This is a genomic window from Kordiimonas sp. SCSIO 12603, from assembly GCF_024398035.1.
GTDB lineage: Bacteria > Pseudomonadota > Alphaproteobacteria > Sphingomonadales > Kordiimonadaceae > Kordiimonas.
This window is the reverse complement of the sequence record NZ_CP073748.1, coordinates 3,408,688-3,432,886: the sequence shown is the minus strand read 5'-3', so window position 1 is coordinate 3,432,886 and position 24,199 is coordinate 3,408,688. Positions and strand designations below refer to the sequence as shown.

Sequence of the window (24,199 nt, the reverse complement as noted above, 5' to 3'; positions counted from 1 at the left end):
TTGCGTGCTGACATGAGAGCGAATGGGGCTGGCGTGACATTTCCTTATAAATATATCTCTAGCTATTTATTGCTGCTGCCCGGATTGGCACTCTTATTTGTAGCAAAACCACCCCTTGTCGGGCTTGCACTGTTCTTGCATCTTTATGTGCTGACAATATTTGATCTACATACAATGCGGTTGCCGAATTTGTTGAATGGTACGCTTTTTCTGTCAGGCTTGTTGTTTACCTGGTTTCTTGAGCCGTGGTTGATCGAGCCCCGCTTAATTGGAGCGTTGGTCGGTTTAATGTTTCCCGTGCTTCTTAATGTTGCCTACGAAGCGATAAGAGGAAAGAGCGGTATCGGTATGGGGGATGCAAAGCTATTGGCTGCCGCAGGCATGTGGCTGGGCTGGTATAATCTTCCATTTGTTCTGCTGATTGCATCCGTGGTTGCGCTTTTCTATGCCGGTACTCAAATTATGCTTAAGGCGGATGTAACATTACAGAGTCGAATACCATTTGGCCCCTTCATCTGTGGGGGAATCTGGATCGTGTGGTTGATATTTTAATTTAGAAATTGCATTCCTTGATATAAACCTTGATAAAATATACATATAAATCAATTACTTAAATAATTGTTACAGATTGTAACACTATAGAAAATTCACTGAAACCAAACTGAAACATTTCTAATCTAGGTCCTTCCTCGGGAACCGGTACGTGTTGTGTCGGTAATTTCGCTTGTTTCTTTAAAAATACCGAGCCGATGAGCTTCGTACGGGGAAAACGATGAAGAACCATAAGATCATTAGGAATACGCTGCTGGCAGCTGTTGCATCAGTAGCTCTTGTTGCATGTGGCGACGATAGCACGGAGCTTCAGTCTCCGGGCACGGTTGCACCAAATCCAGGTACTGGCGGTAACGGCGGTAACGGTGGAAATGGCGGCGACGGCGGTAATGGTGGCAACGGCGGCGGTAACACAGGTAGTTCTGTGACTGATCGTGCTGGCCGTGAGGTTTCATCAGCAGGTAACTGTCCTACTGGTACAGAATCTGTTTCGGTTGGTGATGCAACACATTGTCGTCTTTCAGGTACAATTACACAGGACGTAACTCTGTCTTCAGACAACATCTATCAGATTTCTGGACGAGTAGCGATCGGTGTTGATGTTGGCGCAGATGGTTCTGCAGCAGCTGGTGATCCAGCAACGCTAACGATTGAAGCTGGTACAACACTATATGGTCCGACGAACACGGATGTGCTGATCATTTCTCGCGGTTCCGAAATTCAGGCGAACGGTACAGCGAATAGCCCAATTGTTTTCACATCTGGCCTTGATCTCGGTTTGGCTTCTGAGCTTGGTTTGAATGCTCCTGCAGCTTTCAGCGGCGCACTGCTTGATGAGCCATTCACTTCAGAGTGGGGTGGCTTGATCCTGAATGGCCAGGCAACAATCAACACATGTAATGGTGTTGGTCTTCCTTGTGAAGCTGAAGGCGAAGGCGATAGTGGTCTTTACGGTGGTTCAGACGATACAGACAGCAGCGGTAGAATTCGCTATGCACAGATTAAATATGCAGGTAACCCAATCACTGGTGATGACGAGCTTAACAGCTTGGCACTTCAGGGTGTTGGTTCCGGTACAGAGCTAGAATTTATCCACATTCATAACGGTGCGGATGATGGTATCGAGTTCTTCGGTGGTACAGCGCAGGTTAAATATCTTGTTCTAACTGGCTCTGATGATGATAGCCTTGACTGGACACAAGGCTGGCGTGGTAAAGCACAGCACGTTGTTATCATTCAGAATCCAGCTCAGGCAGCTTCTGACCAAGGTATTGAAGCTGATAACCTTGGTAACAACAATGATTTCACACCACGTGCGCAGCCACAGCTTTCCAACATGACAATTGTTGGTTCAGCTAGCCGCGGTGGTGAAAGCGATATCGGTATGCTTCTTCGTGAAGGTACTGGTGCGAATATCTTTAACACTGTTGTTTCCGATTTTGGCGACGCTTGTATGGATATTGACGATTCAGCAACATTTGCAGCTGCTGGTTCAAGCGCGACTAACCTGACCGGCACGCTTACAATTCAGTCAACGCTTCTAAGCACAAACTGTAATGAAGTGTTCAATACTGATAGTGATAACGCATTTGATCTTGAAGCTTACTTTACAAATCAATCAAACAACGAAGTTGGTGCAACAACACTTTCCAACTTGTTTGTGAATGGTTCTGCTGAAAATGCTGTAACAGCGACAAATGTTGCGGCAACAGATGCATTCTTTGATACAGCAAACTTCGCTGGCGCAGTTCGTTCAACAGATGCTGCTGATAACTGGACATTGAACTGGACTTACGGTTTGAACCCAGCTCCTGAGTGTCCTACTGGCACGACAGATAACGGTGATAATACCTGTACAATTCCAGAAGGCACATACACAGAAGATATGCGCCTTGTATCTGGTCTGGATTACATTCTTGGCGGTCGTGTACAGTTTGGTGTTGATATGGGCCCAGATCCAGCAAGCCCTGCCGCTGACGGTGACGCTGCGACACTGACAATTGAGCCTGGTGTAACAATCATGGGTCAGAACCTGACTTCAGTATTGATTATCTCCCGCGGTTCACAGCTAAATTCAAACGGTACAGTTGATGCGCCTGTTACATTTACAGCGCTAGACCCTGATACACGTAACCTTGATACTGATACGTCTCTATGGAGCGGCATCGTGATTAACGGCCGTGCGACAATCAACACATGTAACGGTGTTGGTCTTCCTTGTGAGGCTGAAGGCGAGGGTGATAGTGGTTTGTACGGTGGTACAGATGATAACGATAGCTCAGGTCAGATGTTCTACACACGTGTAGTTTACGCAGGTAACCCAATCACAGGTGATGATGAGTTCAACAGCATCGCATTCCAGGGCGTAGGTTCAGGAACAACTGTTGATTATGTTCAAACACACAATGGTGCGGATGACGGTATCGAATTCTTCGGCGGTACAGTGAACGCAAAACACCTTGTAATCACTGGTTCAGACGATGATAGTCTTGATTGGACACAGGGCTGGCGCGGTAAGGTTCAGCATGTTGTGATCATTCAGAACCCTAACCAGGCTGCTACTGATCAAGGTTTCGAAGCTGATAACCTTGGTAACAACAACGACTTCCTACCACGTGCACAGCCAATGATTGCTAACTCAACAATTATCGGTGCTGGTGAAGCTGGTGGTGAAAGTGATATCGGTATCCTTCTCCGCGAAGGTACAGGTGCAAACCTTTACAACACTGTAGTGGCTGATTTTGGTGATGCATGTCTTGATATCGATGATGCTGCAACATTCACAAATGCTGGTTCAAGTGCAACTAATCTGACTGGTAACCTGACTATGGTTTCTTCTCTGCTAAGCACGACCTGTTCGGAAGTATTCAACACGGATAGCGACAACGCGTTCGATCTTGAAGCTTGGTATATTAACCAGTCAAACAACATTGTTGCTGCAGATACTCTCGTAATCGCGGCTGGTGGTGATGCTTTCAAAACATACATCAACGGCGCAACAGAGAACGGTGCAACTGCAACAAATGTTGCGACAGTTAACAACTTCTTCGATGCAGTAAGCCATATCGGTGCTGTACAGAATGCTGCAAATAACTGGGCCGCTGGTTGGACAGTTTGGATCAACGAATAAGCCTTTAGACAATAACCGCAGCAAGGAGCTCCCTTGCTGCGGTTTTGCGCACATAATGGAAACCTGACGGTGGCTAAAATGAATTTCACCCACTCTAAATTAAAAAGCGCTCTACTCGCCTCGACAGTACTTCTTGTACCTGCCGAGGCTTTCGCTCAGGAAATTGATCTTGCTCAGGATGTAGAGGAAATTACAGTTCTGGGGCAGTATGTACCTGATGAAAAGCGCGCGACTTCTGAAATCGCTAATGTGCTTGATGCGGAGGCTTTTTCGCAAGCAGGTGATGGCGATATTGCTATTGCTTTGCAGCGTTTGCCAGGTCTTTCGCTGGTTGGCGGTAAATATGTATATGTTCGTGGCCTTGGTGATCGCTACTCGGCGTCGCTTTTGAATGGTTCATCTATTCCAAGCCTTGAACCACTTAGAAAAGTTGTGCCGCTGGATATTTTCCCAACAAGTATTGTGGAATCTGTTCTGGTCCAAAAAACATACTCTCCTGAATACCCACTGGAATTCGCAGGCGGTGTGGTTGATATCCGTACGAAAACAATTCCGGATGAGTTCATCCTCGAAGTTGGTATTTCAGGTAAGTATAACTCAGAATCTACTGGTAAAGATGTGCTTAGCTACGATGGTCCGGGTATTGAAATTCTCGGCTTTGGTGGTTCTCAGCGCAATATTCCAGATGAACTTCTTCAGGACATCACTCTTGCAAGCCTGTCAGAAGAAGAGCTAGCGGCTGCTGGTCGTGCTATTCCAAACATCTGGTCGATTGATAGTGAAAATGGCCTCCCTGGTGCAGGGCTGAACTTTGCGCTTGGTAACCGCTATGAAGTTGGTTCTGAAAGTGCATTCGGTTTCTTCACTGCGGTGAACTATGATGTGGAAACAGTGCACCGTGAAGGTGTTCGCCGTAACTTCACAGTCAACAACCAGGGGCTTGAAACTCGTTTCAGCTATGGCTCTGAGGTTTGTGATCAGACAGAGTTTCAGGATGCTGATACAGAGTGTGGCCTTCGTCAGACAAATATCAATGTTAGCTTGAATGGTATTCTATCGCTTGGATATGAAATCAACGCGAACCACTCACTGAACTACACAGGTACGGTACTTCGCCAGTCTCGCAAGCGCTCACTTATCGAAACTGGTCAGTTTACTGCTGAGCCTGATGAGCTTCGTACATCTTCAACAATCGACTGGATCGAAAGTCAGGTTTGGACGAACCAGATTACCGGTGACCACAACTTTATCCTTTTTGATGATAGTGATGTATTCCTGGATACGCAGCTAACATGGCGTGTAAACTATTCACGTTCGGACCGTGATGTACCACTTCGTCGTAGTACGATTTACCGCTTTGAAGACGATAGTGATCGTTTCCAGCTTGTAGCGAATACAACAGGTAACACAACTGAATATAACGCGCTTGATGAGGAAACTAAGGAATTTGGTTTTGATCTCGTTCAGCCAATGAATATTGGTAATGTTGCCGTTGATGTGAAGGCAGGCTTTACGTATCTGGAAAAAGACAGAAGTTTCGGTCTTGTGCGCTATAACTTCCAGATCCCGTCATCAGCAGGTTCTGATCTTCGTTTCCTTGTGCCAGAGATTATCTTCGGTCCAGCAAACATTCGCCCAGGTGGTGTAAGGCTTGTTGAGCAGTTTGATGCATCTGATGCATACACAGCATCTCTTAAGAACTATCAGGGTTATCTTGGTTTTGATGCGCAGGTAACCGACCGTGTTCGTGTCGCACTTGGTGCACGCTACGAAGATAGCCTGCAAACAGTGAATACAGTTGACCGGGTACTTCTATCACCTGTGAATGTTAATCAGGACCTTGAGCGTCTGCTTCCTTCTGCAACCATCACATATGAGTTTGTGGATAACATGCAGCTTCGTCTTGGTTATAGTGAAACAATCACTCGTCCGGATTTGCGTGAACTTTCAAGCGCACCTTTCCTTGATGATAACCGCGGCATTCTTGTTGTTGGTAATCCAAACCTTTCTACGACCGAGATCAAAAACTATGATGCACGTTTCGAGTGGTATTTTGGTGCCGGTGACAGCCTGACAATCGGTGCTTTCTATAAAGACTTCACGAACCCGATTGAGGTTTCGGTATTCCTTACAGGTGAAAGTGTTACTTACACTTACATCAATGGTGAAAGCGCTGATAACGCGGGTATTGAGGTTGAACTTGAAAAGTTCTTATTCCTTCAAGAGTGGTTTGGTTGGGATTGGCTCGGCCTCAATAAGGAATTTTTCCTTAAAGCTAACGCTTCTTATGTTGATGGTGAAACGACAACAGCAGCTGCGAACCAAGGTAATGTGACAAACTTGGTACGTCCGTTCCAGGGGCTTTCAAACTGGCTTGCGAACGTGCAGGTTGGTTGGAACAATCACGATAAGGGCGAATCTCTCGCACTTGTATTCAACTATACAAGTGAGCGTCTTAGCCTTGTTGGTACATTCGGTGCTCCGGATGAATTTGAACAGCCACCTGTAACTCTTGATTTTGTCTACAGCCGTGAGTTTGAACTGGGTTCTAACATTCTTGAATTCAGCTTTGAGGCTTCGAACCTTCTTGATGATGGTATCCAATTCTCTCAATCTCTTGGTGATGATCGCCGTATTACAGAGGCATATGATCTTGGACGTTCAGTTTCTCTGGGCTTTAAATACAAGTTCTAATGTGCAAAAGTTTCGGCCTGCTGCTTTGGCGGCAGGCCCTTTGAATTTAGATTAAGTACCGAATGCCTAAGATTATTGAAAACGTATCATCTTCTGGTATGGCAGAAGAAACTAACATAGCGGCACTTTCTGCAGCTGCTCCCAAGTGGCTGCGTGTCACGGCTACTTTTGTTGAAATTTTGTTGGTTATCTTCCTTGGGTATTTTGCTTCACAGCTTTTTACAAAATTGCTTTCTGATACGAACACGAATGTTGGATCGGCTTTGCCGCCGGTGATTACTCAGCCAGCCAATCGGGCGACAGATTATAGTGCCCTTACGAGATTTGATCCTTTCTTTCGACAGTTGGCGTCAGCGCCGACAGCGCAAGCTATCGCTGTTCGTGAAAGTAGTTTGAAAATCAAACTTTATGGCCTCCGTGCCGAGGGCGAAGGTGAAGGTAATGCTATCGTGCAGATGGAAGGGGCCCAGCAAAAACTGGTACGTACTGGCGAGAGCATTTCAAATGGCATCCAATTAGTTGGTGTTTACTCGGACCGTATCGAAATCGCACGCCGAGGTGCTAGAGAAGCGGTTTATATGTTTAAAACCAATAAAACGCGTTCCGGAACTCCTGCTCCGCGAAAGCAGGTTGCCGAACCAAACACTGCTTCTTCAAATTCTCCTATTATCACAACCCTCACCGCTATGAAGTGGGAGCCGGTGCGTGAAAATAACCGCATCATTGGTTTCAGGTTAACGTCTGATGTAAGCGGGCTTTATGTTGGGCTTGAAAAGGGTGACATAATACAATCCGTTAACGGATTTAAGCTTAATTCCTTTGAGAACTTGAAGGAACTACCAGATGAACTTTCTGGTGCATCGAAATTTACGATAGAGTTGTTAAGGCGTGGTGAGCGCCGCACGGAAACAATAGGCTAAAGTGGGATAGCCTTTGGGGAAGAATGCAAAGATTATGCTTCAGGGAACTTTGAAAAAATTAGCTCTTGCCACTTTGTTGGGAGCTTCGGCGCTAACTCTGCCGCTGTTTGCGCAAGATCAGGTGCTAAATTACCGCGATGCAGATATCCGCGAGTTTATTAACGATATTGCCGGTATTACTGGGCACACTTTCATTGTTGATCCTCGTGTGAACGGCCGCGTGAATGTGGTTTCCAGCAAGCCAGTTTCTGAAGAAGGCGCTTTCCAGACCTTCCTTTCTGCATTGCGCGTGAACGGTTTTACAATTGTACCGACAGCAAGTGGTGCCTACAAAATTGTACCTGATGAAGTGGCAGTGCAGGATAGTGTTCCTGTATCTGGCGATCTGGCGGGTGATCAGCTGGTAACCCGTGTTTACACACTTTCCTATGTAGATAGTTTGTCCGTACAGGCTGCTGCGAAACCGTTTATTCACAAGAATGGCCGCGCTTTTGCCCGCCGTGGTTCGCCATATGTAATTGTCACAGATTATGCTGAAAACCTGAAGCGTATTACCCAGCTTGTTGAAAGTATGGATGTTGATACGTCGGTTATCAAAACCATCGCCCTGCAAAATACATCAGCTTTTGAAATGGCGGATGTTGCCTTGAGATTAGCTTCACGTCAGGCTGGTGATGAGAGTAATTCGACTATCTCTGTTATCCCGCTTGAGAGCAGTAATACACTTATTCTTAAAGGGCCTGAAAAGGTAGTTTCCACGTTTGAGCCAGTGCTGCTTGAACTGGATAAAAACAATGCCTCACGCGGTGATTTGCTGGTTGTAAACCTTAAGCATGCAAATGCAGAAGCTATGCTGCCGATGTTGGAAAGCGTTGTGAAATCTGTAACGCAAAAGGATTCCAGCGGTAAAGTTGTTAACCCGGATAGTAATGTTGCACTTTCTGTTTATGCGGGAGCAAATGCGCTTGTAATTAACGCAACGCCTGAAATGCAGCAGCGAATTGTTAGTTTGATCCGAAGCCTTGATGTGCCGCGCCCACAGGTACTTGTGGAAGCAATTGTTGTTGAGGTTTCAGAGGGGGCGGCGAAAGAGCTTGGACTTCAGTATATTCTTTCAGGCAGTGAAGGAAGTGGTATTCCTTTCACCATGACCAACTATGCCCAAACTGCACCAAATGTTTTGGCGGCTACAGGTGCACTGCTTCTTGATAATGATGATCTGAGCGAAGATGTTTCCAACACGCTTCAGGAAACAGCTGTGAATTCCCTTGTTGGCTTAAACGGTTTTTCTGTAGGCGCAGCGGGTAGAACAAGCGGCGGTACTGTATTTGGTGTTATTCTTAACGCACTAGCACAGGACACAGGCAGTAATATCCTTTCTACACCTTCGATTGTAACGCTTGATAACGAGCCTGCAAAGTTCCAGAGCGGACAGGAAATCCCGATTACGACTGGTGAAGCGCTCGGTAGTGCCAACGTAAATCCATTCCGTACAGTTGAGCGGAAAAATGTAGGTATCATTCTTGAAGTAACGCCGCAAATTAATGAGGGTGAAGACATCCGTCTTGCCATCCGTCAGGAAATTTCATCTGTGGCTGGCCCTATTGCGACTGGTTCAACAGAGCTTATCACTAACCTCCGTGAAATCACCACTACAGTGCGGGTGAGTGATGGAGAAATTGTCGTGCTTGGTGGGCTTATCCAGCAGAATGAAACAACCCGCGTTGATAAAGTTCCGCTTCTTGGTGATATCCCGCTTTTGGGCCGTGCTTTCCGTTCTGATAGTAAAAGTGTTCAGAAAACAAATTTAATGATCTTCCTGCGTCCTACGATTATGCGCAGTGCTGAAGATGCTCGAGCCGTAACGGATCAGAAGTTCAATTACATTAAAGGTAAGCAGGCAGCGATTGAATCGCAAACACCGCTAGACCAATTGGTGAAAGAAGTGCTGGGCACGTCACCTTCAGGGGCTTCCGATACCTCAGGGCAGGAGTGATCTGTCCATGGCTGAGAGATTAGACCCTGTACTCAAGTATGGCTTTGCCCGCGAATATGGCTTCGCGTTGATCGAACAAGATGATGCGCAGGCTGTTATAGCAATGAGAGAAGGCAGTGATGCCTTAATGCTCCGTGAGGTACGGCGTAGTTTTGGTATGCCGATTGCGGTAGAGGAGAGATCTGCGAAGGATTTTGATGCGCTGCTTTCAAATCTCTATGCATCGAGTGGATTGGCTGAATCCGTTGAAGAAGAGCTGCCAGACGATAGTCTTGATAGTGTGCTTGAGGGCATGCCAAAAGCCGCCGATTTGTTGGCGAATGATGATGATGCGCCAGTGATCCGGTTGATCAATAGCCTTATGGCTGAAGCGGTGAAAGCTAAAGCTTCAGATGTGCATCTTGAACCCTTTGAAAATGCACTTTCGGTTCGTCTTCGTGTAGATGGTGTACTTACTGAAATAGCTAGCCTATCGGCTCGTATGGCGCCTTATATTGTGTCGCGCATTAAGGTGATGTCCCGCCTTGATATTGCTGAAAAACGTATCCCGCAGGATGGGCGTTTATCGCTCACACTCGGAGACAGAGTGTTTGATGTGCGGGTTTCTACTCTACCATCGCGCCATGGTGAGCGCGTGGTGCTTAGGCTTCTTGATACCAGTCAGGCGCAGTTGAGCTTGGAAGATCTAGGTATGCAGGCAAGTGTGCATGGGGGTATTCTATCAGCTCTTGAAGAACCGAATGGTATTATCCTGGTAACGGGGCCAACAGGTTCTGGTAAAACCACAACACTATATGCGGGACTGTCACTTCTTAATGATCAATCCCGGAATATTATGACCGTGGAAGATCCTGTGGAATATGCACTTGAGGGTATTAGTCAGACACAGGTGAACTCGAAGGTCGGGATGACATTCGCTAACGGTCTTCGTGCTATCCTGAGGCAAGATCCTGATGTGGTTATGGTTGGTGAAATCCGTGATACTGAAACCGCAGAAATGGCAATTCAGGCAAGCTTAACTGGCCACCTTGTGCTTTCTACCGTACATACAAATAGCGCGATTGCTGCTGTTACCCGCCTTCGGGATATGGGGGTTGAAGCATTCCTTCTTTCATCAACCGTTAAAGCAATTCTTGCGCAGCGTCTTGTGCGCAGGCTTTGTGGAGCATGTAAGATTGAAGTGGAGGATGACAATTCTATCCGTGAACAGCTGCAGCTTGAGCATAATCATGATGCGAGCTTCTATAAGCCGGGATCATGTGCTGCCTGTAGTAACACAGGATACATGGGCCGTATTGGTATCTATGAACTGGTGAAAGTGGATGAAACACTTCGTCGGATGATACAGGAAGGTGCGTCAGAGCAGGAAATGGAAGCGCATGCTTTCCAGTATGGTGATACACTGGCATCAAGCGGTGCACGCTTGGTGGCAAACGGTGAAACAACCATTGAAGAAATTATGCGGGTTTCCAAGTTGCGGGATAATGGCTGATGCAAGCCTATGAATATGATGCGTTTGATGCAGCAGGAAAGGCAAAGAGCGGTATTATTTCTGCTGAAAGTGAGCGCGACGCCCGCAAACGCTTACAAGCCAGTTCGCTTTTTGCCACATCTATCACGCTTGCTTCAGAAAAGAAGCGAACAGAACGGAAATGGTTTTCTAAATCAGATGCTATTGCACCTAAAGACCTGGCTCAGATTACCCGGCAGTTAGCAACTATGCTGATGGCGGCAACGAATGTAGAAGAAGCGTTAGGGGCGATCGCATCGCAATCTGAAAAAGATAATATCCGCCGTGTGATGACCCGTCTCCGCAGTAATGTGATGGAAGGTAAACGTCTCAGCCAAGCAATGGAACAGGAACGAACAAGCTTTGATGCGCTCTATATCGCGATGGTGGCAGCTGGCGAGGCATCAGGTGATTTGGCGCGAGTACTTTCCAATATTGCAGATCACAGAGAAAAGGCGCTTGAGACACAGCAGAAAATCCAGTCTGCTCTTATTTATCCTATTGTTCTTCTGGTGGTGGCAATTGGTGTAATTACGGCCTTGATGGTGTTTGTTGTGCCAAAGGTGGTGAAGCAGTTTGAAAGCTTTGGTGCTGATTTGCCGGCTCTTACACAGGTGGTAGTAGGCACTTCCAATTTCCTTGTGAATTATGGGCTTGTGTTTGCTCTTGTTATTGTAGCTGCTATTGGGGCTTTTATGTTCATGATGCGCCGTGATGCTTTTCGGTTTGCAGTACACGGTATGATACTGAAATTGCCGCTCATTGGAAGATTGGTGCGCACCGTAAATGCCGCACGTTTCGCGCGTTCTCTGGGTACACTAATTGATGGCGGCAGCCCGGTACTTGAAGGGCTTATTGCTGCCAAGGAAACAATCCAGAATGCAACGATGAAAAAAGCGGTGGAAGCAGCTGTTTCACAGGTTAAAGAAGGAACAGCAACGTCTTCAGCACTGCGGCAGTGTGGCGCTTTTCCTGCGATGCTTGCTTATATGGTGGCCGCAGGTGAGAAGAGCGGAAACCTGCCGGAAATGCTTACAAGCGTGGCCAGTTATCTGGAACGGGAATTTGATGGTTTCACCAAAACGGCTCTGGGGTTGCTGGAGCCAATGATTGTTATTTTTATGGGCGGAATTGTGGGTTCAATTGTTCTGTCCATCATGCTGCCGATCTTGAGGCTCAACAGCCTTGTATTGGCATAGCGGAGAAGAGTGATGAAAAACAAAATGATGACGATGCTGAAAGCGTTGAAGAAAAACAGCCATAAGGACGATGGCTTTTCTCTCATCGAACTAATGGTGGTGATTGTGATCATCGGGCTACTTACAACAGTTATTGTTGTGAATGTGTTGCCAGCACAAGACCGTGGTTTGGTTACCAAGGCACAGGTTGATATTACAGAGCTTGAAAAAGCATTGGAAATGTACCGGCTTGAAACACTTAGATACCCAAGCCTTGAGGACGGACTTGAAGCACTTACAAAGGCACCGGGGGGGAATTCTCTTCGTCAGGAGCCCTTTATCAAGAACCTGAAAAAAGACCCATGGGGTAACGATTATGTTTATCTGATCCCAGGCGAAAATGGCGCGTTTGATATCATGTCTTATGGGGCAGATGGTCGCCCTGGTGGTGAAGGCTTAAATGCTGATATCAGTAACCGGGCACAGCCGGAATAAGCTCCAGACATGAAACGGTTTGGCAAGAATGACAGCGGCTTTTCCCTAGTGGAAATGATGGTGGTGCTTGTGATCATTGGTTTGATGACGAGCGTTGTCGTTCTTGTATTGCCTTCTGCTTCAAATGAGAAAGTTGCACGACTTACTGAATTACGGAACGCGTTAACGGCGGTTTCCAGAGATAGCGTAATCAGCGGGCAGGTTCGTGGTATTCGGTTTAATCCTCGTGGGTATAGTGTGCTCACTGTACGTGAGGGAAAATGGGAGCAGGTTGTTGATCAGCGTTTAGGTAGTTGGCGTTCCGGTGAGCTGATAGCTGTGTCTGTTGAAGGCGCAGATATCGATTTAACGTCGGATACTGGTGAAGTGCTGAGGCCCCATATTTGGTTTTTACCAACCGGTGAGCGTGCGGACTTTCAAATCCGCTTTAATTTTGACGGAACACAGGCATCTATCGTAACCAACCCATATGGGATTGAGGTGCAGCATGAAAGCTAAGCACCTTATAATGGCAGAAGATGGTTTTTCCCTGATTGAGCTTCTTGTCGCTGTTGCGCTCTTATCGCTTGTTGCTGTTACCTTGCTGCAAAGCCAATCTGGGGCAACTAAAAATACCGCCATTTTGCAGGAAAAAGCATTGGCTTTGATGGTGGCCGAGAACCAGATCGCGAGGTTAACTGGTGGTGCTCTTATTCCCAATATAGGTAACCGATCAGGTGAAGAAGATCAGCTTGGTGTGAAGTTTCAATGGCAAGAAAATGTACGGCTGGCACCGGGCGGTAAACTGCTGGCTATGGAAGTTAGTGTATTCCGTGAAGACGGTGTAAAGCTTGCGGAACTTGTTGGTTTCCGGAGGGCTGAATGATGCAGTCCCTAAGAAATGAAGCGGGTTTCACACTTCTTGAAACACTGATTGCGGTGAGCCTTTTTGCCCTTGTGGGCGTAATGGGAGTTACGCTGCTTACCAGCTATTCAGCATCCCAAACCCAGCTCGATCAGTCTGAAAAGTTTCTATCAAATGTACAGCAAGCCAGAGCGCTTATGCAGGCAGATCTAGAGAGCGCGGTAAAACGCCCGGTACGTGATTTATTTGGCTCCAATTCAACTGCAGTGTTTCAGGGATACCCGCCAAGTCGCCCTGGAGTGGTTTTCACGTTTGTACGTGGCGGCCACATGGGAGCATTTCTTTCCGATGAGCAACCCGCCATCCAACGCATTGATTATGTGTTCGGTGATGGAAAGTTGATCCGGAAAAGTTACCGATTGCCTGATGCGACAGAGGAAACGCCGGTTTCTGAGCAAATATTATTTGATGATGTAGAGGCTTTTACAGCTCGTTTCCATGCTGGAGATCGCTGGGTGGAAGATTGGGGTACACTTGCGGGTGGTGCCGCACGGTTCCCTTACCTTGTTGAATTAAGTATCGAACTGCGAGGGCGCGGCACCATGAAAAATATCTTCTCCGTTGGAGGTGGTGTGTGATGGGTGCGTGGTTTAAAGATGACCGAGGCGCCGCGCTGGTTACAGTGCTGTTGATCATTATGGTGATGAGTGCAGGGGTAATGCTTACCCTTGATACACTTACTTATACCATCAGGCGGTCCGTTGCAGTTCAGGTATACAGCCAAGCCAAGCTATACGCTCGGGGTGGTGAGCAAATGGCGCAGGAAGCAGCTGAACAACTTTATAATACCGATCAGGCTATCAAAGCCGTACTTGGTACTGGTGATGAAGCCGCTGTATCCTTCCCACTTGATCAAGGGGGGTATATCAAAGGGTACCTCCGCGATGCCAGTAACTGCTTCAATATAAATAGCCTTGTTACAGCGCCGGAACGAGGTTTGTATATTAGTAATGAAGAGAATATTCTTTATTTTCAGCGGTTGCTTGTGAACCTTGGCATGTCTGCTGGGCAAGGAGCATCGCTTTCAAGTGCGTTGGTTGATTGGCTAGATAGTGATAGCCGCCCATCGCGCGGTGGTGCGGAAGATTATGATTATAGCGGACTGAAGATACCTTACCGCGCAGCAAACAGCTTGATGGCAGATATTACCGAGCTGCGCCTTGTACAAGGGTTTACGCCAGAAGTGCTTAGTGTCTTAGAACCATATGTTTGTGCTGTGCCAGAAGCTGCCGAAAACCGTTTGAATGTGAATACACTTACTGTGGATCAGGCACCTATTCTTGCGGCACTCGTTGGTGAAGGTCTTGCCGTGAACGATGCTGCCCGGTTAATTGCTGAACGCCCGGGGCGCGGATACAGTGATATTGGCAGTTTCTGGGCGGAAACCGCATTTGAAGGCATAACTATTCCTCAAACTGTCAGATCAAAGGCAGACGTGTGGCCACGGTTGTTTTTTGCTGAAATTTCGGTGAAATATATAGATGCAGATGTAAAACTCACATCGCTTATGCAAATGGAAAACGATGGCTCCAGTAAAATTATCAGCCGCCGTTATGGAGCATTATTTTGATTGAGCATTTAGTCATAAAATTAGCCTCGAGAGGCACAGATGTTGAAGCTGCCTTTATAGCTTCTGCGGATGGTAAGTGGCTCCGATCAGCTGATATTAAATCATTGGATAGCAGTAGTTATGCAGGTGTATGGGCTGTTGCAAATGGCGTAGACGTATCGCTGTTTAGACAGGAATTGCCCGCGCTGCCAGAAGGAAAAATTCGCAAAATTATTCCTAGCGTAATGGCGGACCAGTTAGGTCAAGGAGCAAGTGAACAGCATTTTGCATTCTGGGGTGGTGCTGAGACCGAAAAGCTTGTTGCTGTTGCTTCTGATGAATATATGCGCACCGTGCAAACAACACTGGCCGGTGTTGGAGTTACCCTTACCGCCCTTGTTCCCGATTACTGCCTTTTAAAAGCAGATGAAAATACGCAAGCAGTGTTTTGTAGCGATGGTTATTGCCGCGTCAAAATGCTCGACGGTACAGGGTTTACCGTGGAGGCTGGTATTGCTCCAACCATGCTTGGCGACCTGAAGGCGCGTGAGCTTTCCATTGAGGAAGAACAGGCAATGTATGCATCCGTCGTTCATTCTCAGGAAAATCTGTTTCAAGGCTCATATGCTGCTAGTGCAGGCTTTTCAGCAATGTTTTTGTTGTTCAAGCGAGCAATGTTTTTGTTCATTGCGATGTGTGCCGTTTGGGGAGGTACGCTCTATAGTGAAATCTCCAATAAGGAAGCAACGGCTGATCAGCTGTATGCAGAAGCTGAGAATTTATTCAGTCAGGCATTTCCTGAGGTACGCCGTGTTGTGAACGTAGAAGTGCAGGCAAGGCAGCAGATTAACCGTTTGCAAACGGGCTCGGCTTCGGAGTTTCTTCAGCTTTCCAGTGCGTTGTTTAAGGCGGTAGAACAATCTGAAACTACTCTCCTGGAAGCTATTCGATTTGATGCAGATCGTGGTGAATTAGTTGCGACGCTATCATTTCCTTCGTTTGCGGAAGGAGAGAAACTGAAAACTGCTCTTACACAGGAAAATATACGTTTGAATGAAGGCAGCAGCAGGCAGGAAAATAACCGTATTTATACGGACATCACCTTAAGGAGCGGCCAGTGAGGGAATATCTAAATAACCTGACCGATCGCGAGCGGAACTCGTTGGTGTTGATGGCCGCTGTCATCGTGCTGTTTCTTCTTTATTTCGCGCTCTACCGACCGCTTCAGGCGGGGAACGCTTCTGCTGAACGTTCTATTGCAGCGGCAGAGCGTGTATTTGAAACTGTACAGAAAGCAGCCCAGCTAGCGAAAGCTGTAGGAAGTAGTGCTCAAGGGCAGAATAGGGAAAAAGACGATCGCCCGGTACGCGTGATTGTGGCGGTTACAGCTCGCGCAAACGGTGTGAATATTACCCGTATCCAACCTGCAGAAAGCGGATCGGTGACATTGTGGATTGATAGTGTTAGCCCACAGCATTTTTATGCCTGGACGGCACAACTGGGTAATGATCACGACATTAGTCCGATAAAGGTTTCGATGCAAAAAACAGGAAATACAGGCAGTGTGCGTGTTCAGGTTCAGTTTGAAGGGCCTTCTCGATGATGCTTTCCTGGAAAAAACTAACAGCGGTTTTTACGGTAGCTTTCATAAGTTTTTTCTTTCTTTGCTTGCCAGCATCGGTGGTGCTTTCTTGGGCCGGTGTTGGTAATATTTTCAAGTACCGTGTGGCAGAAGGGAACCTGTGGCATATGCAAATCACAGGCGCTTCCGTGCGCGGGTTTTATCTCGGTGATATTGATTATAAACCAAGCTTCAGTGTTGCTTCCGGTGAGCTTGCTGGAGCCGTTTCCTATCAAGGTGCAGGCCGTACCGCGACATTCGATTTTGAACTTGAGCAGAATAAGGTTATCCATCTAAGGAACGCGTCTATTGGGGTTCCTATTAAGGTGGTAGATGTTCCTCTTCCTATTACTGGTATTTTGAGCGCTCAGGCTTCTGATTTTTCTTATGATTTAAGCAGTGGTTGCGTGGGCGGAGAGCTTTATCTTCGAAGTAATATGCTCAACCCGGTTTTTGAAAATACTCCTTGGAATACACCTCTTCTCAAAGGAACAGCGGTTTGTGATGCTGGTGTGTTGAAAGCTAACCTTGTTGGTGAAAATGAAGTGGCACAAATTAGTGTCGATGTTTTCTGGCGCGGTGGACCTTTGGTGAATGCCACCATGCAGGTTGTACCGACGTTAGGTGCTGAAGCACAACTTGAGGCTATGATGCAACTTGCGGGGCTTGTGAAACGCGGAAATGCGTGGCAAAAACAGCTTACGATGCAGTTCTGAAGAACGGGGAATACGTGTGAAGAAGTTGGTTTCTATTATCTCTATGACGATAGCCTTAGGTGCTTGTAGCGGGCAAACTTCCACATCAGAAGCGCCGCAAGCTCAGGTGTCCGGCAGAGCACTTGGTTCAGATGAAATTCTTTCTCGCATCTATGAGCTGGCACCTAAAAAGCTTAACCCGCAGGAGTGTGGGTTGTTTTTATGGTTGAAGCGTTCAGATACACCTCTTGTATATTTCCAGCGAGCAAGCAGATCTGATCTTGATGCGCATGCTGAAATGGTGATTGACGGTATGCCTAAGCAGCTTACTCGTACCTCACGCAGCAATCTGATTGCGCTGTCCTATTATGAACAGCAACAGTTCACTGTCGGCGATGTTACTCTAGAGCTAAAAATGAAAGCGGACAGAAGCCAGAGCTTGAGGCAGGGAATGAAAATCCCAGCTGCGACTATTTCTTTGAAGGATTCAAAGGGTTGGTCAGCTGTGCTGCCTGTGGCAGGCGCGATTGCCTGCCAATAACATGTTATTCTGAAGCAGAGATAGAAAAGCCTTCTTTTTCCCAGTCAAACGGTTCATAGGTTGGATAGGAAAGAGTTATATTTTCTTCACCAGCAGCAACGCGTTCTGCCGCTTCTGTTTTCAGAGCATCGAGATCTTTGGTGATCTGATAGCGAAAATCACGTAGTTGACCCCAGTAATTATAAAAGCCTTTCGGGCGTTCTGATTTGCCGAGTTCCATCATTGGGCCAATAAGATTGAAGCCCCTGTAAACACGCAGGGACTGTTCTTTTTCAAAAGTATTAATTTCAGCCAAAAGTGCTTTCAGTTTAGGATTTGATACTTCGGCCGCTTCGCCTGTTACTGGTAGTTTAGCAAAATAACTTACTGTGTCTGATACACTGATGCTGTCTGCATCACGCCAACGGTGTGTGTTTTGGTTATTCAGAAGCTTATTATTCTCTGGATTGATGATGAGAACAGTAGGTGTGCCGTAAATAACGGGTTTGCCAAAGCGCTGAATGATTTCACTGCCGTTTTCGAGATATCCCACATCAACAATGGCGTATTCATACCGATTGGCAACAAGCTCCTGCATTTCAGGGCTTTCAAGCCTGCGAAGAAAAGCCATGCTATCGTGGCACCAGTTGGCACCCATAATCACCATCGCCAGTTTGCCGTTTGCTTTGGCCTTCGCAAGTGTCGCTTCCACATCAGCCATCGCGTTTTGGGATGGTTTATAGGAAAGCTTGGAGGCGTGTTCTTCACCGCTATCCACAGTAGCATATACATTGTGTGTTGCTGTGAAACTGAAAAGAGCGGCTGCAATAGCGCCTGATTTAATAATATTAAAAGCCACGACAGATCCCCTCAAAACAGTCGTAAAATTAAAAATGATTTTAGGGGGAAACGATAAGGAGTCTAGCGTTAAAAGTTATCCCACTCTATATACGGCGAATTTTGTTGGTTTTTTATACTATGCACCGTCTGTCTTCGAGGGATAATTGTTTAAACAATAAAAAAGCCGCGCAGCATGCACGGCTTTTTCAGTATTAAAATGTGTTGGTTTGTTAACCAACAAAAGCTTTTTCGATCACAAACTCAGCTGGTTTAGCATTTGAACCTTCGGTAAGGCCTGCTTTTTCCAGAATCTCTTTTGTATCGTTGATCATTTCAGTGGAACCACAGATCATGCCGCGGTCAACTTCTGGATCAAAGGTTTTGTCGCCAATGAATTCAGCCAAGTCACCATTTTCAATCAGCGTCGTGATGCGGCCGGTACGGTGATAATCTTCACGGGTTACGCTGTCATAGTAAAACAGTTTACCTTCAACCAGCTCACCAAGGAACTCATGGTTCAATGTTTCGTCTACAATTTGCTTGCTGTAACCAAGCTCAGCAACGTCGCGGCATGTGTGCGTTACAACAACGCGTTCGAACTTTTCGTATGTTTCAGGATCACGGATGATGCTTGCGAACGGCGCGAAGCCAGTACCTGTTGAGAATAGGTATAGGTTACGGCCAGGTGTTAAGGCATCATGAACCAGGGTACCAACTGATTTGCGGTTCAACATAACTTCATCGCCAGGCTGAATTTTCTGCAGGCGGCTTGTTAGTGGGCCATCAGGAACCTTAATTGAGAAGAATTCTAGCTCTTCATCCCAGTTAGGGCTCGCAATTGAATAAGCGCGCATAAGCGGCTTTTTTTCGCCCTGAAGACCGATCATTACAAATTCACCAGAGCGGAAACGGAAGCCTGATGGGCGCGTAATACGGAAAGAGAAAAGACGGTCTGTCCAGTGATGAACAGAAAGTACTTTTTCTGACGTTGGACCAGTCGCAGAAGCTTTTTTAGCTTTAGGGTCGAAATTCAAATTCATTGGAGATCACTCCGTACCTATAAATCGGCAAATTTTTCTATTAAAAGCCGATATATGAAAAAAAATCCTATTCGCCGAAAACTCAAGGTTATTGAGAATTATTATCAGGGGCGACTCTACTTGTTGGCTATGTAAGTGAGAATCTGAAAAATTTCAAGAGAGTTTTGCTTGGCGAACACATTAAAAAAGGCAGCAGAGCGAGGTTTTCTGCCGCCTTTAGCCTAAACCTGCGGCTGAATGTCATAGGGGTTTCATTCTGCCGCTACTGTGAGCTTAGGTTCAGGTATCTCTCTATCCTCATGTTTTTCCTGCTTGTTGTGGTGTGCGGCCAGCAGTGAATAGACCGCAGGAAGGATGAATAAGGTGAAAAAGGTTCCAACCAGCATGCCCACCACAATCACAATGCCGAGAGCAAAGCGGCTGGCAGCGCCAGCGCCGGTAGAGGTCGCCAGCGGGATAAGGCCAACAACCATGGCTGCGGTCGTCATCAAAATAGGTCGCAAACGAATTGCAGAGGCTTTCAAGATCGCTTGTCTGCGGTTCAGACCGTCTGACTGCTGCAGTTGGTTGGCAAATTCTACCATCAAGATGCCGTGTTTACTGATAAGGCCAATCAACGTTACAAGCCCGATTTGGGTGTAGATATTGATTGTGGTGTAACCGAGATATATCGGTAGCAAAGCACCAAACAGGCTAAGTGGTACGCTTACCAGAATGATGAACGGGTCACGGAAGCTGTTGAACTGGGCAACAAGCGCCAGATAAATTACCAGCATTGCAAGTGCAAAGGCAGTGGCTAGCTGATTACCTTCATAAACAAACTGGCGCACATCACCCTGCCAGTCGTAACTGAAGCCGGATGGGAAGCTTGTTGCGGCATAATTTTCAAGAAATTCAACAACAGCATCCATCGTTACACCCGGGGCCGGAATGCCTTGGAATGTAGCTGAGTTAAGCTGATTGAACTGGAATAGCTTGTTCGGTTCAACATCTTCTTCAAGTGTGATTACTGAAGAAAGTGGAACCTGTGTGCCCGAACCTGTGCGTACGTAATATTGATTAATAGTGTCAGGTGTTAAGCGGAATTCCGGGGAAACCTGTGGGATCACTTCATAAGCCCGGCCATCAACATTAATGCGGTTTACGTAGTTCTCGTTCACAAAGATCGCCAGTGTATCACTGATATCTGCCATGCGAATACCGAGCGCGTTGGCGCGGTTTCTATCAATCTTCACACGGGTAACAGGTGTGTTCAGATTGAGGTTACTATCTGTCACCATAAACAGCCCACTTTGGTTGGCGGCCATTTTCAGGTTTTCAACCGTATCAAACACATCTTTTGGTGATTTAGATGAACTGATGATCATCTGCACCGGCATACCGCCGGTGGAACCCGGTAACGCTGGCTCTGGGAAGGCAAAGACAGCAAGACCTTCTACGTCCATCACGCGGCCTTGTACTTCCTGCTGTACTTCCTGTTGGCTCCGGTCGCGGTTTTCCCAGCGCTTTAGAACCACACCACCGAAGCCTTCGTTGGTTGTTGGACCGTTTACGATAAAGGTTTGATCATATTCTGGTGTTGAACGCAGGATTTCCTCAAGCTTGAGTGCAAACTTGTTTGTATAATCAATGTTTGCATTCTGAGGGCCGCGCATAAAGAGGAAGACGTTACCTTGATCTTCTTCAGGTGCTAGTTCTTGTGCGGATGACATATACATATATGCCGTGCCGCTCATTACAACGAGGGCGAAAAGCACAGTGAAATAGCGGAACTTCAATGTCCAGCTAAGTAAGCCTTGGTAAAGGTTTGTAAGCTTGCCAAAGAAACGCTCAATCGCTTTGGTGAATTTGCCTTCAGTAGTTTTGGCGTCAATTGTATAGGCCGCCATCATCGGGGACAGTGTTAACGCCACTACGCCAGAGATAACAACCGCCGCGGCAAGTGCAAAGGCGAACTCACGGAATAAGCTGCCTGTAAGCCCACCCACAAAGCCGATTGGGGCATATACGATGGCCAGTGTAGCTGTCATGGCGATAACGGGGCGTACAATCTCTCGTGCTCCCTTAAGGGATGCTTGAAGAGGGCTTTCGCCTTTTTCCATATGGCGGAATACATTTTCCACCACCACGATGGCATCATCCACCACGAGACCAATGGCTAGTACCATCGCCAGCAGGGTCAGTAGGTTAATACTGAACCCAAACATGGTCATGATCGCAGCAGCACCAACAAGCGATAGCGGGATGGTAACAATTGGCACCAGAATGGTTCTGAAGGAACCAAGGAACAAATACATGACAATGATTACGATACCCACAGCTTCTATAAGAGTAGATGTCACCTGATCAATGGAAGCATTGATAAAGCGGGTTACATCGTAGCTTACGTTTGAAGTAAGCCCCGGAGGGAAATCTTGCTTCATGTCTTCGAACAGGGCTTTGGTATCTTCCACGATAGTAAGCGGGTTGCCCGTCGGCGATGCGTTCACGCCAACAAATACAACCGGTACACCGTTTTCATAACCTGTTTGGTCATCAGATTTTGCACCGAATTCAACGGTTGCTACATCGCGCACGCGGATGAGGTTGTTACCATCGTTCCGCAGCACCATATTTTCAAAATCTGAAATGCTGACAATATCTGTGTCTGCTTTCAGGTTGGTAGTGATATAGCTGCCTTCGATGTTACCTGGTGCCGCTTGTACGTTGTTTTCGCGTAAGGCGCTTGATACATCGCTTGCTGTAAGATCAAGTGCTGCCATCTTGCGCGGATCAAGCCACAGGCGGATGGATAGCTCCTGCGCACCGATAAGCTCAGTACTGCCCACACCTTCAATTGAAGCGAGACGTGGCAGAATAGCTCGGTTCAGATAATCTGTAACTTGCGGGATTGTGAGCGTTTCAGACGAGAAGCCCACATACATAATCGCGGTGCCTTGACCAGCAGTTTTGCGGATAACAGGGTCTGTTGCCTCAGACGGGATACGGAAACGCACCTCATTAATCTTGGCCATGATCTCGGTCATGGCTTGATTACTATCAGCATTTAGCTTCAAGCGAGCGCTAATAGTGCTCATGCCTTGAACTGTTTCACTGCTTAGGTACTCAACGCCAGTTGCGGTAGCGATAGACTGCGCGATAGGTGTTGTCACAAACCCTTGCATCAGCTCTGGCGTTGCACCCGGGTACGCTGTTGTTACAGAAATAGTGGCTGCTTCAATTTCAGGATACTGCCTGATAGGAAGCTTCATCACTGCGATGATGCCTGCCATCAAAATCATGATGTTTACGACAATGGCGAGCGCAGGCTTTTTTATGAATAAATCAGTAAAGGGCATGATGTGCTCCTCTAGTTCGCGCTTGGCACAACAGAAGTGGAAGCACTTGCTGCTTTAATCGTTACAGGGGAGCCTTCAAACACGCGGTTGGTACCTGATACGATAACGGTATCACCTTCCTTCAGGCCTTCCTTGATCACCACATAACCGTCACGGCGCTGGCCTAATTTCACTGAGCGGCGCTGAGCTGTGCCGTTCGCTGTATCAACTATAAAAAGAGTATCCCCGTATGTAGAACGCTCAACAGCTGTTTCTGGTACCATTAGAACCTGTTCGGCGCTTGGTAGGGTAACGCGTGCTTCAGCAAAAAGGCCTGAACGAAGCTTTCCACTGTCCTCAGGGATATAAGCTTGAACACTGATGGTGTGGTTGTTTCGGTCCACTTGCGGTTCAATAGCGATCAATTTACCCTTGAAAACCTCATTAGGGAAAGCCGCTATTTTGATATCAGCATCCTGGCCGGTCGTGATATTACCAAGGGCTTGTTCTGGTAGTTGAATGATAGCCGTAAATTTTGATGTATCGGTTAGCGTTACAAGCACTGTACCTGGATCAAGGTATTGGCCCAGATTTACTTGACGAATACCAAGAATGCCGGAGAAGGGTGCAACAACGCGCTTCTTGCGAATTTCAGCCTGTACTTCAGCAATGCGGCCTTTAACTTCATCAAGTGTAGCTTGGGCCTCATCAACCCGTGCTTCAGAAGAAGCTAAGCCTTTAAGGTCTTTCGCACGTTCAAGCTGCTTTTCTGCCAGTGTTTTTCTTGCGTTCAGTTGTGAGAGTTGGGCTCTATCTACGGTGTCATCAATCTGCAGGATAACTTGACCGGCTTCCACAGTTTGACCAGAGACAAAATGAAGCCCTGAGATCCGGCCCGTTGTTTCCGAAGCCAGATTCACTTGGTTCACAGCTTCAAGACGCCCAATGCCTGAAAGGTATTGCGGAAGAGCTTGTGGTGCCACCTCTGTGGTAGCTACAGGCATAGGCGGCAGTTGAAAGCCACCTTCATCATCCTGACCGAAACTGACAGTTGATAGTGCTATGATTGACGAACCAACCAAAGCAGTTAATACGATATTTTTTGCTATTTTTTTCATTACAGACCCCGCTGCCGTTACTCAGGCTATCTACTTAAGATTTTAATTCGTAAAAAAATCGAATTAAATTCATTTTGGGCATAAATAGCTATTATTTCGTTAATTTCAAGGAAAAAATGA

General features: G+C 46.8%; 20 protein-coding genes. 16 read left to right on the top strand and 4 right to left on the bottom strand.

What is annotated here, in order from left to right:
* Window positions 1-33: 33 nt before the first annotated feature.
* From KFE96_RS16035 to KFE96_RS15960, 16 genes are all read left to right on the top strand, one after another.
* The gene (locus tag KFE96_RS16035) at window positions 34-552 is read left to right on the top strand and encodes an A24 family peptidase (protein WP_255833548.1); all 519 of its coding nucleotides are present in this window, start codon (window positions 34-36) and stop codon (window positions 550-552) included.
* Window positions 553-772: 220 nt separating this feature from the next.
* Entirely contained in the window at window positions 773-3,682 is a 2,910-nt protein-coding gene (locus KFE96_RS16030) for a hypothetical protein (protein WP_255833547.1), read from the top strand.
* 78 nt (window positions 3,683-3,760) lie between these two features.
* On the top strand, window positions 3,761-6,376 hold the full coding sequence (locus KFE96_RS16025) for a TonB-dependent receptor domain-containing protein (RefSeq protein WP_255835610.1): 2,616 nt from the start codon (window positions 3,761-3,763) through the stop codon (window positions 6,374-6,376).
* A gap of 62 nt (window positions 6,377-6,438) precedes the next feature.
* Window positions 6,439-7,296: a type II secretion system protein N gene (locus tag KFE96_RS16020; protein WP_255833546.1), complete on the top strand. Its 858-nt coding sequence runs from the start codon at window positions 6,439-6,441 to the stop codon at window positions 7,294-7,296.
* A 49-nt stretch (window positions 7,297-7,345) separates the two neighbouring features.
* Window positions 7,346-9,292, top strand: coding sequence for a type II secretion system secretin GspD (gspD, locus tag KFE96_RS16015; RefSeq protein ID WP_255833545.1), 1,947 nt, complete (start codon window positions 7,346-7,348; stop codon window positions 9,290-9,292).
* Window positions 9,293-9,299: 7 nt separating this feature from the next.
* Window positions 9,300-10,784, top strand: coding sequence for a type II secretion system ATPase GspE (gene gspE, locus KFE96_RS16010; protein ID WP_255833544.1), 1,485 nt, complete (start codon window positions 9,300-9,302; stop codon window positions 10,782-10,784).
* Window positions 10,784-12,001, top strand: a complete 1,218-nt coding sequence (gene gspF / locus KFE96_RS16005; RefSeq protein ID WP_255833543.1) for a type II secretion system inner membrane protein GspF — start codon at window positions 10,784-10,786, stop codon at window positions 11,999-12,001. The genes gspE and gspF overlap by 1 nt, the downstream gene beginning before the upstream one ends.
* Window positions 12,002-12,013: 12 nt before the next feature.
* Window positions 12,014-12,475 carry a type II secretion system major pseudopilin GspG gene (gspG, locus tag KFE96_RS16000; protein ID WP_247016923.1) on the top strand — a complete coding sequence of 154 codons (462 nt, stop codon included), beginning with the start codon at window positions 12,014-12,016 and terminating at the stop codon, window positions 12,473-12,475.
* A gap of 9 nt (window positions 12,476-12,484) precedes the next feature.
* Window positions 12,485-12,973 (top strand): prepilin-type N-terminal cleavage/methylation domain-containing protein, encoded by a 489-nt coding sequence (locus KFE96_RS15995; RefSeq protein ID WP_255833542.1) that lies wholly within the window; start codon window positions 12,485-12,487, stop codon window positions 12,971-12,973.
* Window positions 12,963-13,340, top strand: coding sequence for a type II secretion system minor pseudopilin GspI (gene gspI / locus KFE96_RS15990; RefSeq protein ID WP_255833541.1), 378 nt, complete (start codon window positions 12,963-12,965; stop codon window positions 13,338-13,340). Before KFE96_RS15995 ends, gspI begins: the two co-directional genes overlap by 11 nt.
* Window positions 13,337-13,957 carry a type II secretion system minor pseudopilin GspJ gene (gspJ, locus tag KFE96_RS15985; protein WP_255833540.1) on the top strand — a complete coding sequence of 207 codons (621 nt, stop codon included), beginning with the start codon at window positions 13,337-13,339 and terminating at the stop codon, window positions 13,955-13,957. Before gspI ends, gspJ begins: the two co-directional genes overlap by 4 nt.
* On the top strand, window positions 13,957-14,949 hold the full coding sequence (gene gspK / locus KFE96_RS15980) for a type II secretion system minor pseudopilin GspK (RefSeq protein ID WP_255835609.1): 993 nt from the start codon (window positions 13,957-13,959) through the stop codon (window positions 14,947-14,949). The genes gspJ and gspK overlap by 1 nt, the downstream gene beginning before the upstream one ends.
* Entirely contained in the window at window positions 14,946-16,049 is a 1,104-nt protein-coding gene (gene gspL / locus KFE96_RS15975; RefSeq protein ID WP_255833539.1) for a type II secretion system protein GspL, read from the top strand. Before gspK ends, gspL begins: the two co-directional genes overlap by 4 nt.
* Window positions 16,046-16,531, top strand: coding sequence for a type II secretion system protein GspM (gspM, locus tag KFE96_RS15970; protein ID WP_255833538.1), 486 nt, complete (start codon window positions 16,046-16,048; stop codon window positions 16,529-16,531). Before gspL ends, gspM begins: the two co-directional genes overlap by 4 nt.
* Window positions 16,528-17,265 carry a type II secretion system protein N gene (gspN, locus tag KFE96_RS15965; RefSeq protein WP_255833537.1) on the top strand — a complete coding sequence of 246 codons (738 nt, stop codon included), beginning with the start codon at window positions 16,528-16,530 and terminating at the stop codon, window positions 17,263-17,265. Before gspM ends, gspN begins: the two co-directional genes overlap by 4 nt.
* Window positions 17,266-17,281: 16 nt before the next feature.
* On the top strand, window positions 17,282-17,785 hold the full coding sequence (locus KFE96_RS15960) for a hypothetical protein (protein WP_255833536.1): 504 nt from the start codon (window positions 17,282-17,284) through the stop codon (window positions 17,783-17,785).
* Window positions 17,786-17,789: 4 nt separating this feature from the next.
* On the opposite strand, the gene KFE96_RS15955 is transcribed toward KFE96_RS15960, so the two are convergent.
* From KFE96_RS15955 to KFE96_RS15940, 4 genes are all read right to left on the bottom strand, one after another.
* Entirely contained in the window at window positions 17,790-18,623 is an 834-nt protein-coding gene (locus KFE96_RS15955; RefSeq protein WP_255833535.1) for a thioredoxin family protein, read from the bottom strand.
* Between the two features lie 211 nt (window positions 18,624-18,834).
* Entirely contained in the window at window positions 18,835-19,644 is an 810-nt protein-coding gene (locus tag KFE96_RS15950; protein ID WP_255833534.1) for a ferredoxin--NADP reductase, read from the bottom strand.
* A 251-nt stretch (window positions 19,645-19,895) separates the two neighbouring features.
* Window positions 19,896-22,982 carry an efflux RND transporter permease subunit gene (locus KFE96_RS15945; RefSeq protein ID WP_255833533.1) on the bottom strand — a complete coding sequence of 1,029 codons (3,087 nt, stop codon included), beginning with the start codon at window positions 22,980-22,982 and terminating at the stop codon, window positions 19,896-19,898.
* An 11-nt stretch (window positions 22,983-22,993) separates the two neighbouring features.
* Window positions 22,994-24,079, bottom strand: coding sequence for an efflux RND transporter periplasmic adaptor subunit (locus tag KFE96_RS15940; protein WP_255833532.1), 1,086 nt, complete (start codon window positions 24,077-24,079; stop codon window positions 22,994-22,996).
* Window positions 24,080-24,199: the final 120 nt, after the last annotated feature.

What these genes read in the sequence shown, in the direction of transcription:
- KFE96_RS16030 (WP_255833547.1), top strand. Translation starts at nt 773, where the DNA reads ATGAAGAACCATAAGATCATTAGGAATACGCTGCTGGCAGCTGTTGCA.
- KFE96_RS16025 (WP_255835610.1), top strand. Translation starts at nt 3,761, where the DNA reads ATGAATTTCACCCACTCTAAATTAAAAAGCGCTCTACTCGCCTCGACA.
- KFE96_RS16020 (WP_255833546.1), top strand. Translation starts at nt 6,439, where the DNA reads ATGCCTAAGATTATTGAAAACGTATCATCTTCTGGTATGGCAGAAGAA.
- gspE (WP_255833544.1), top strand. Translation starts at nt 9,300, where the DNA reads ATGGCTGAGAGATTAGACCCTGTACTCAAGTATGGCTTTGCCCGCGAA.
- gspF (WP_255833543.1), top strand. Translation starts at nt 10,784, where the DNA reads ATGCAAGCCTATGAATATGATGCGTTTGATGCAGCAGGAAAGGCAAAG.
- gspG (WP_247016923.1), top strand. Translation starts at nt 12,014, where the DNA reads ATGAAAAACAAAATGATGACGATGCTGAAAGCGTTGAAGAAAAACAGC.
- KFE96_RS15995 (WP_255833542.1), top strand. Translation starts at nt 12,485, where the DNA reads ATGAAACGGTTTGGCAAGAATGACAGCGGCTTTTCCCTAGTGGAAATG.
- gspI (WP_255833541.1), top strand. Translation starts at nt 12,963, where the DNA reads ATGAAAGCTAAGCACCTTATAATGGCAGAAGATGGTTTTTCCCTGATT.
- gspJ (WP_255833540.1), top strand. Translation starts at nt 13,337, where the DNA reads ATGATGCAGTCCCTAAGAAATGAAGCGGGTTTCACACTTCTTGAAACA.
- gspK (WP_255835609.1), top strand. Translation starts at nt 13,957, where the DNA reads ATGGGTGCGTGGTTTAAAGATGACCGAGGCGCCGCGCTGGTTACAGTG.
- gspN (WP_255833537.1), top strand. Translation starts at nt 16,528, where the DNA reads ATGATGCTTTCCTGGAAAAAACTAACAGCGGTTTTTACGGTAGCTTTC.
- KFE96_RS15950 (WP_255833534.1), bottom strand. Translation starts at nt 19,644, where the DNA reads ATGAATTTGAATTTCGACCCTAAAGCTAAAAAAGCTTCTGCGACTGGT.
- KFE96_RS15945 (WP_255833533.1), bottom strand. Translation starts at nt 22,982, where the DNA reads ATGCCCTTTACTGATTTATTCATAAAAAAGCCTGCGCTCGCCATTGTC.
- KFE96_RS15940 (WP_255833532.1), bottom strand. Translation starts at nt 24,079, where the DNA reads ATGAAAAAAATAGCAAAAAATATCGTATTAACTGCTTTGGTTGGTTCG.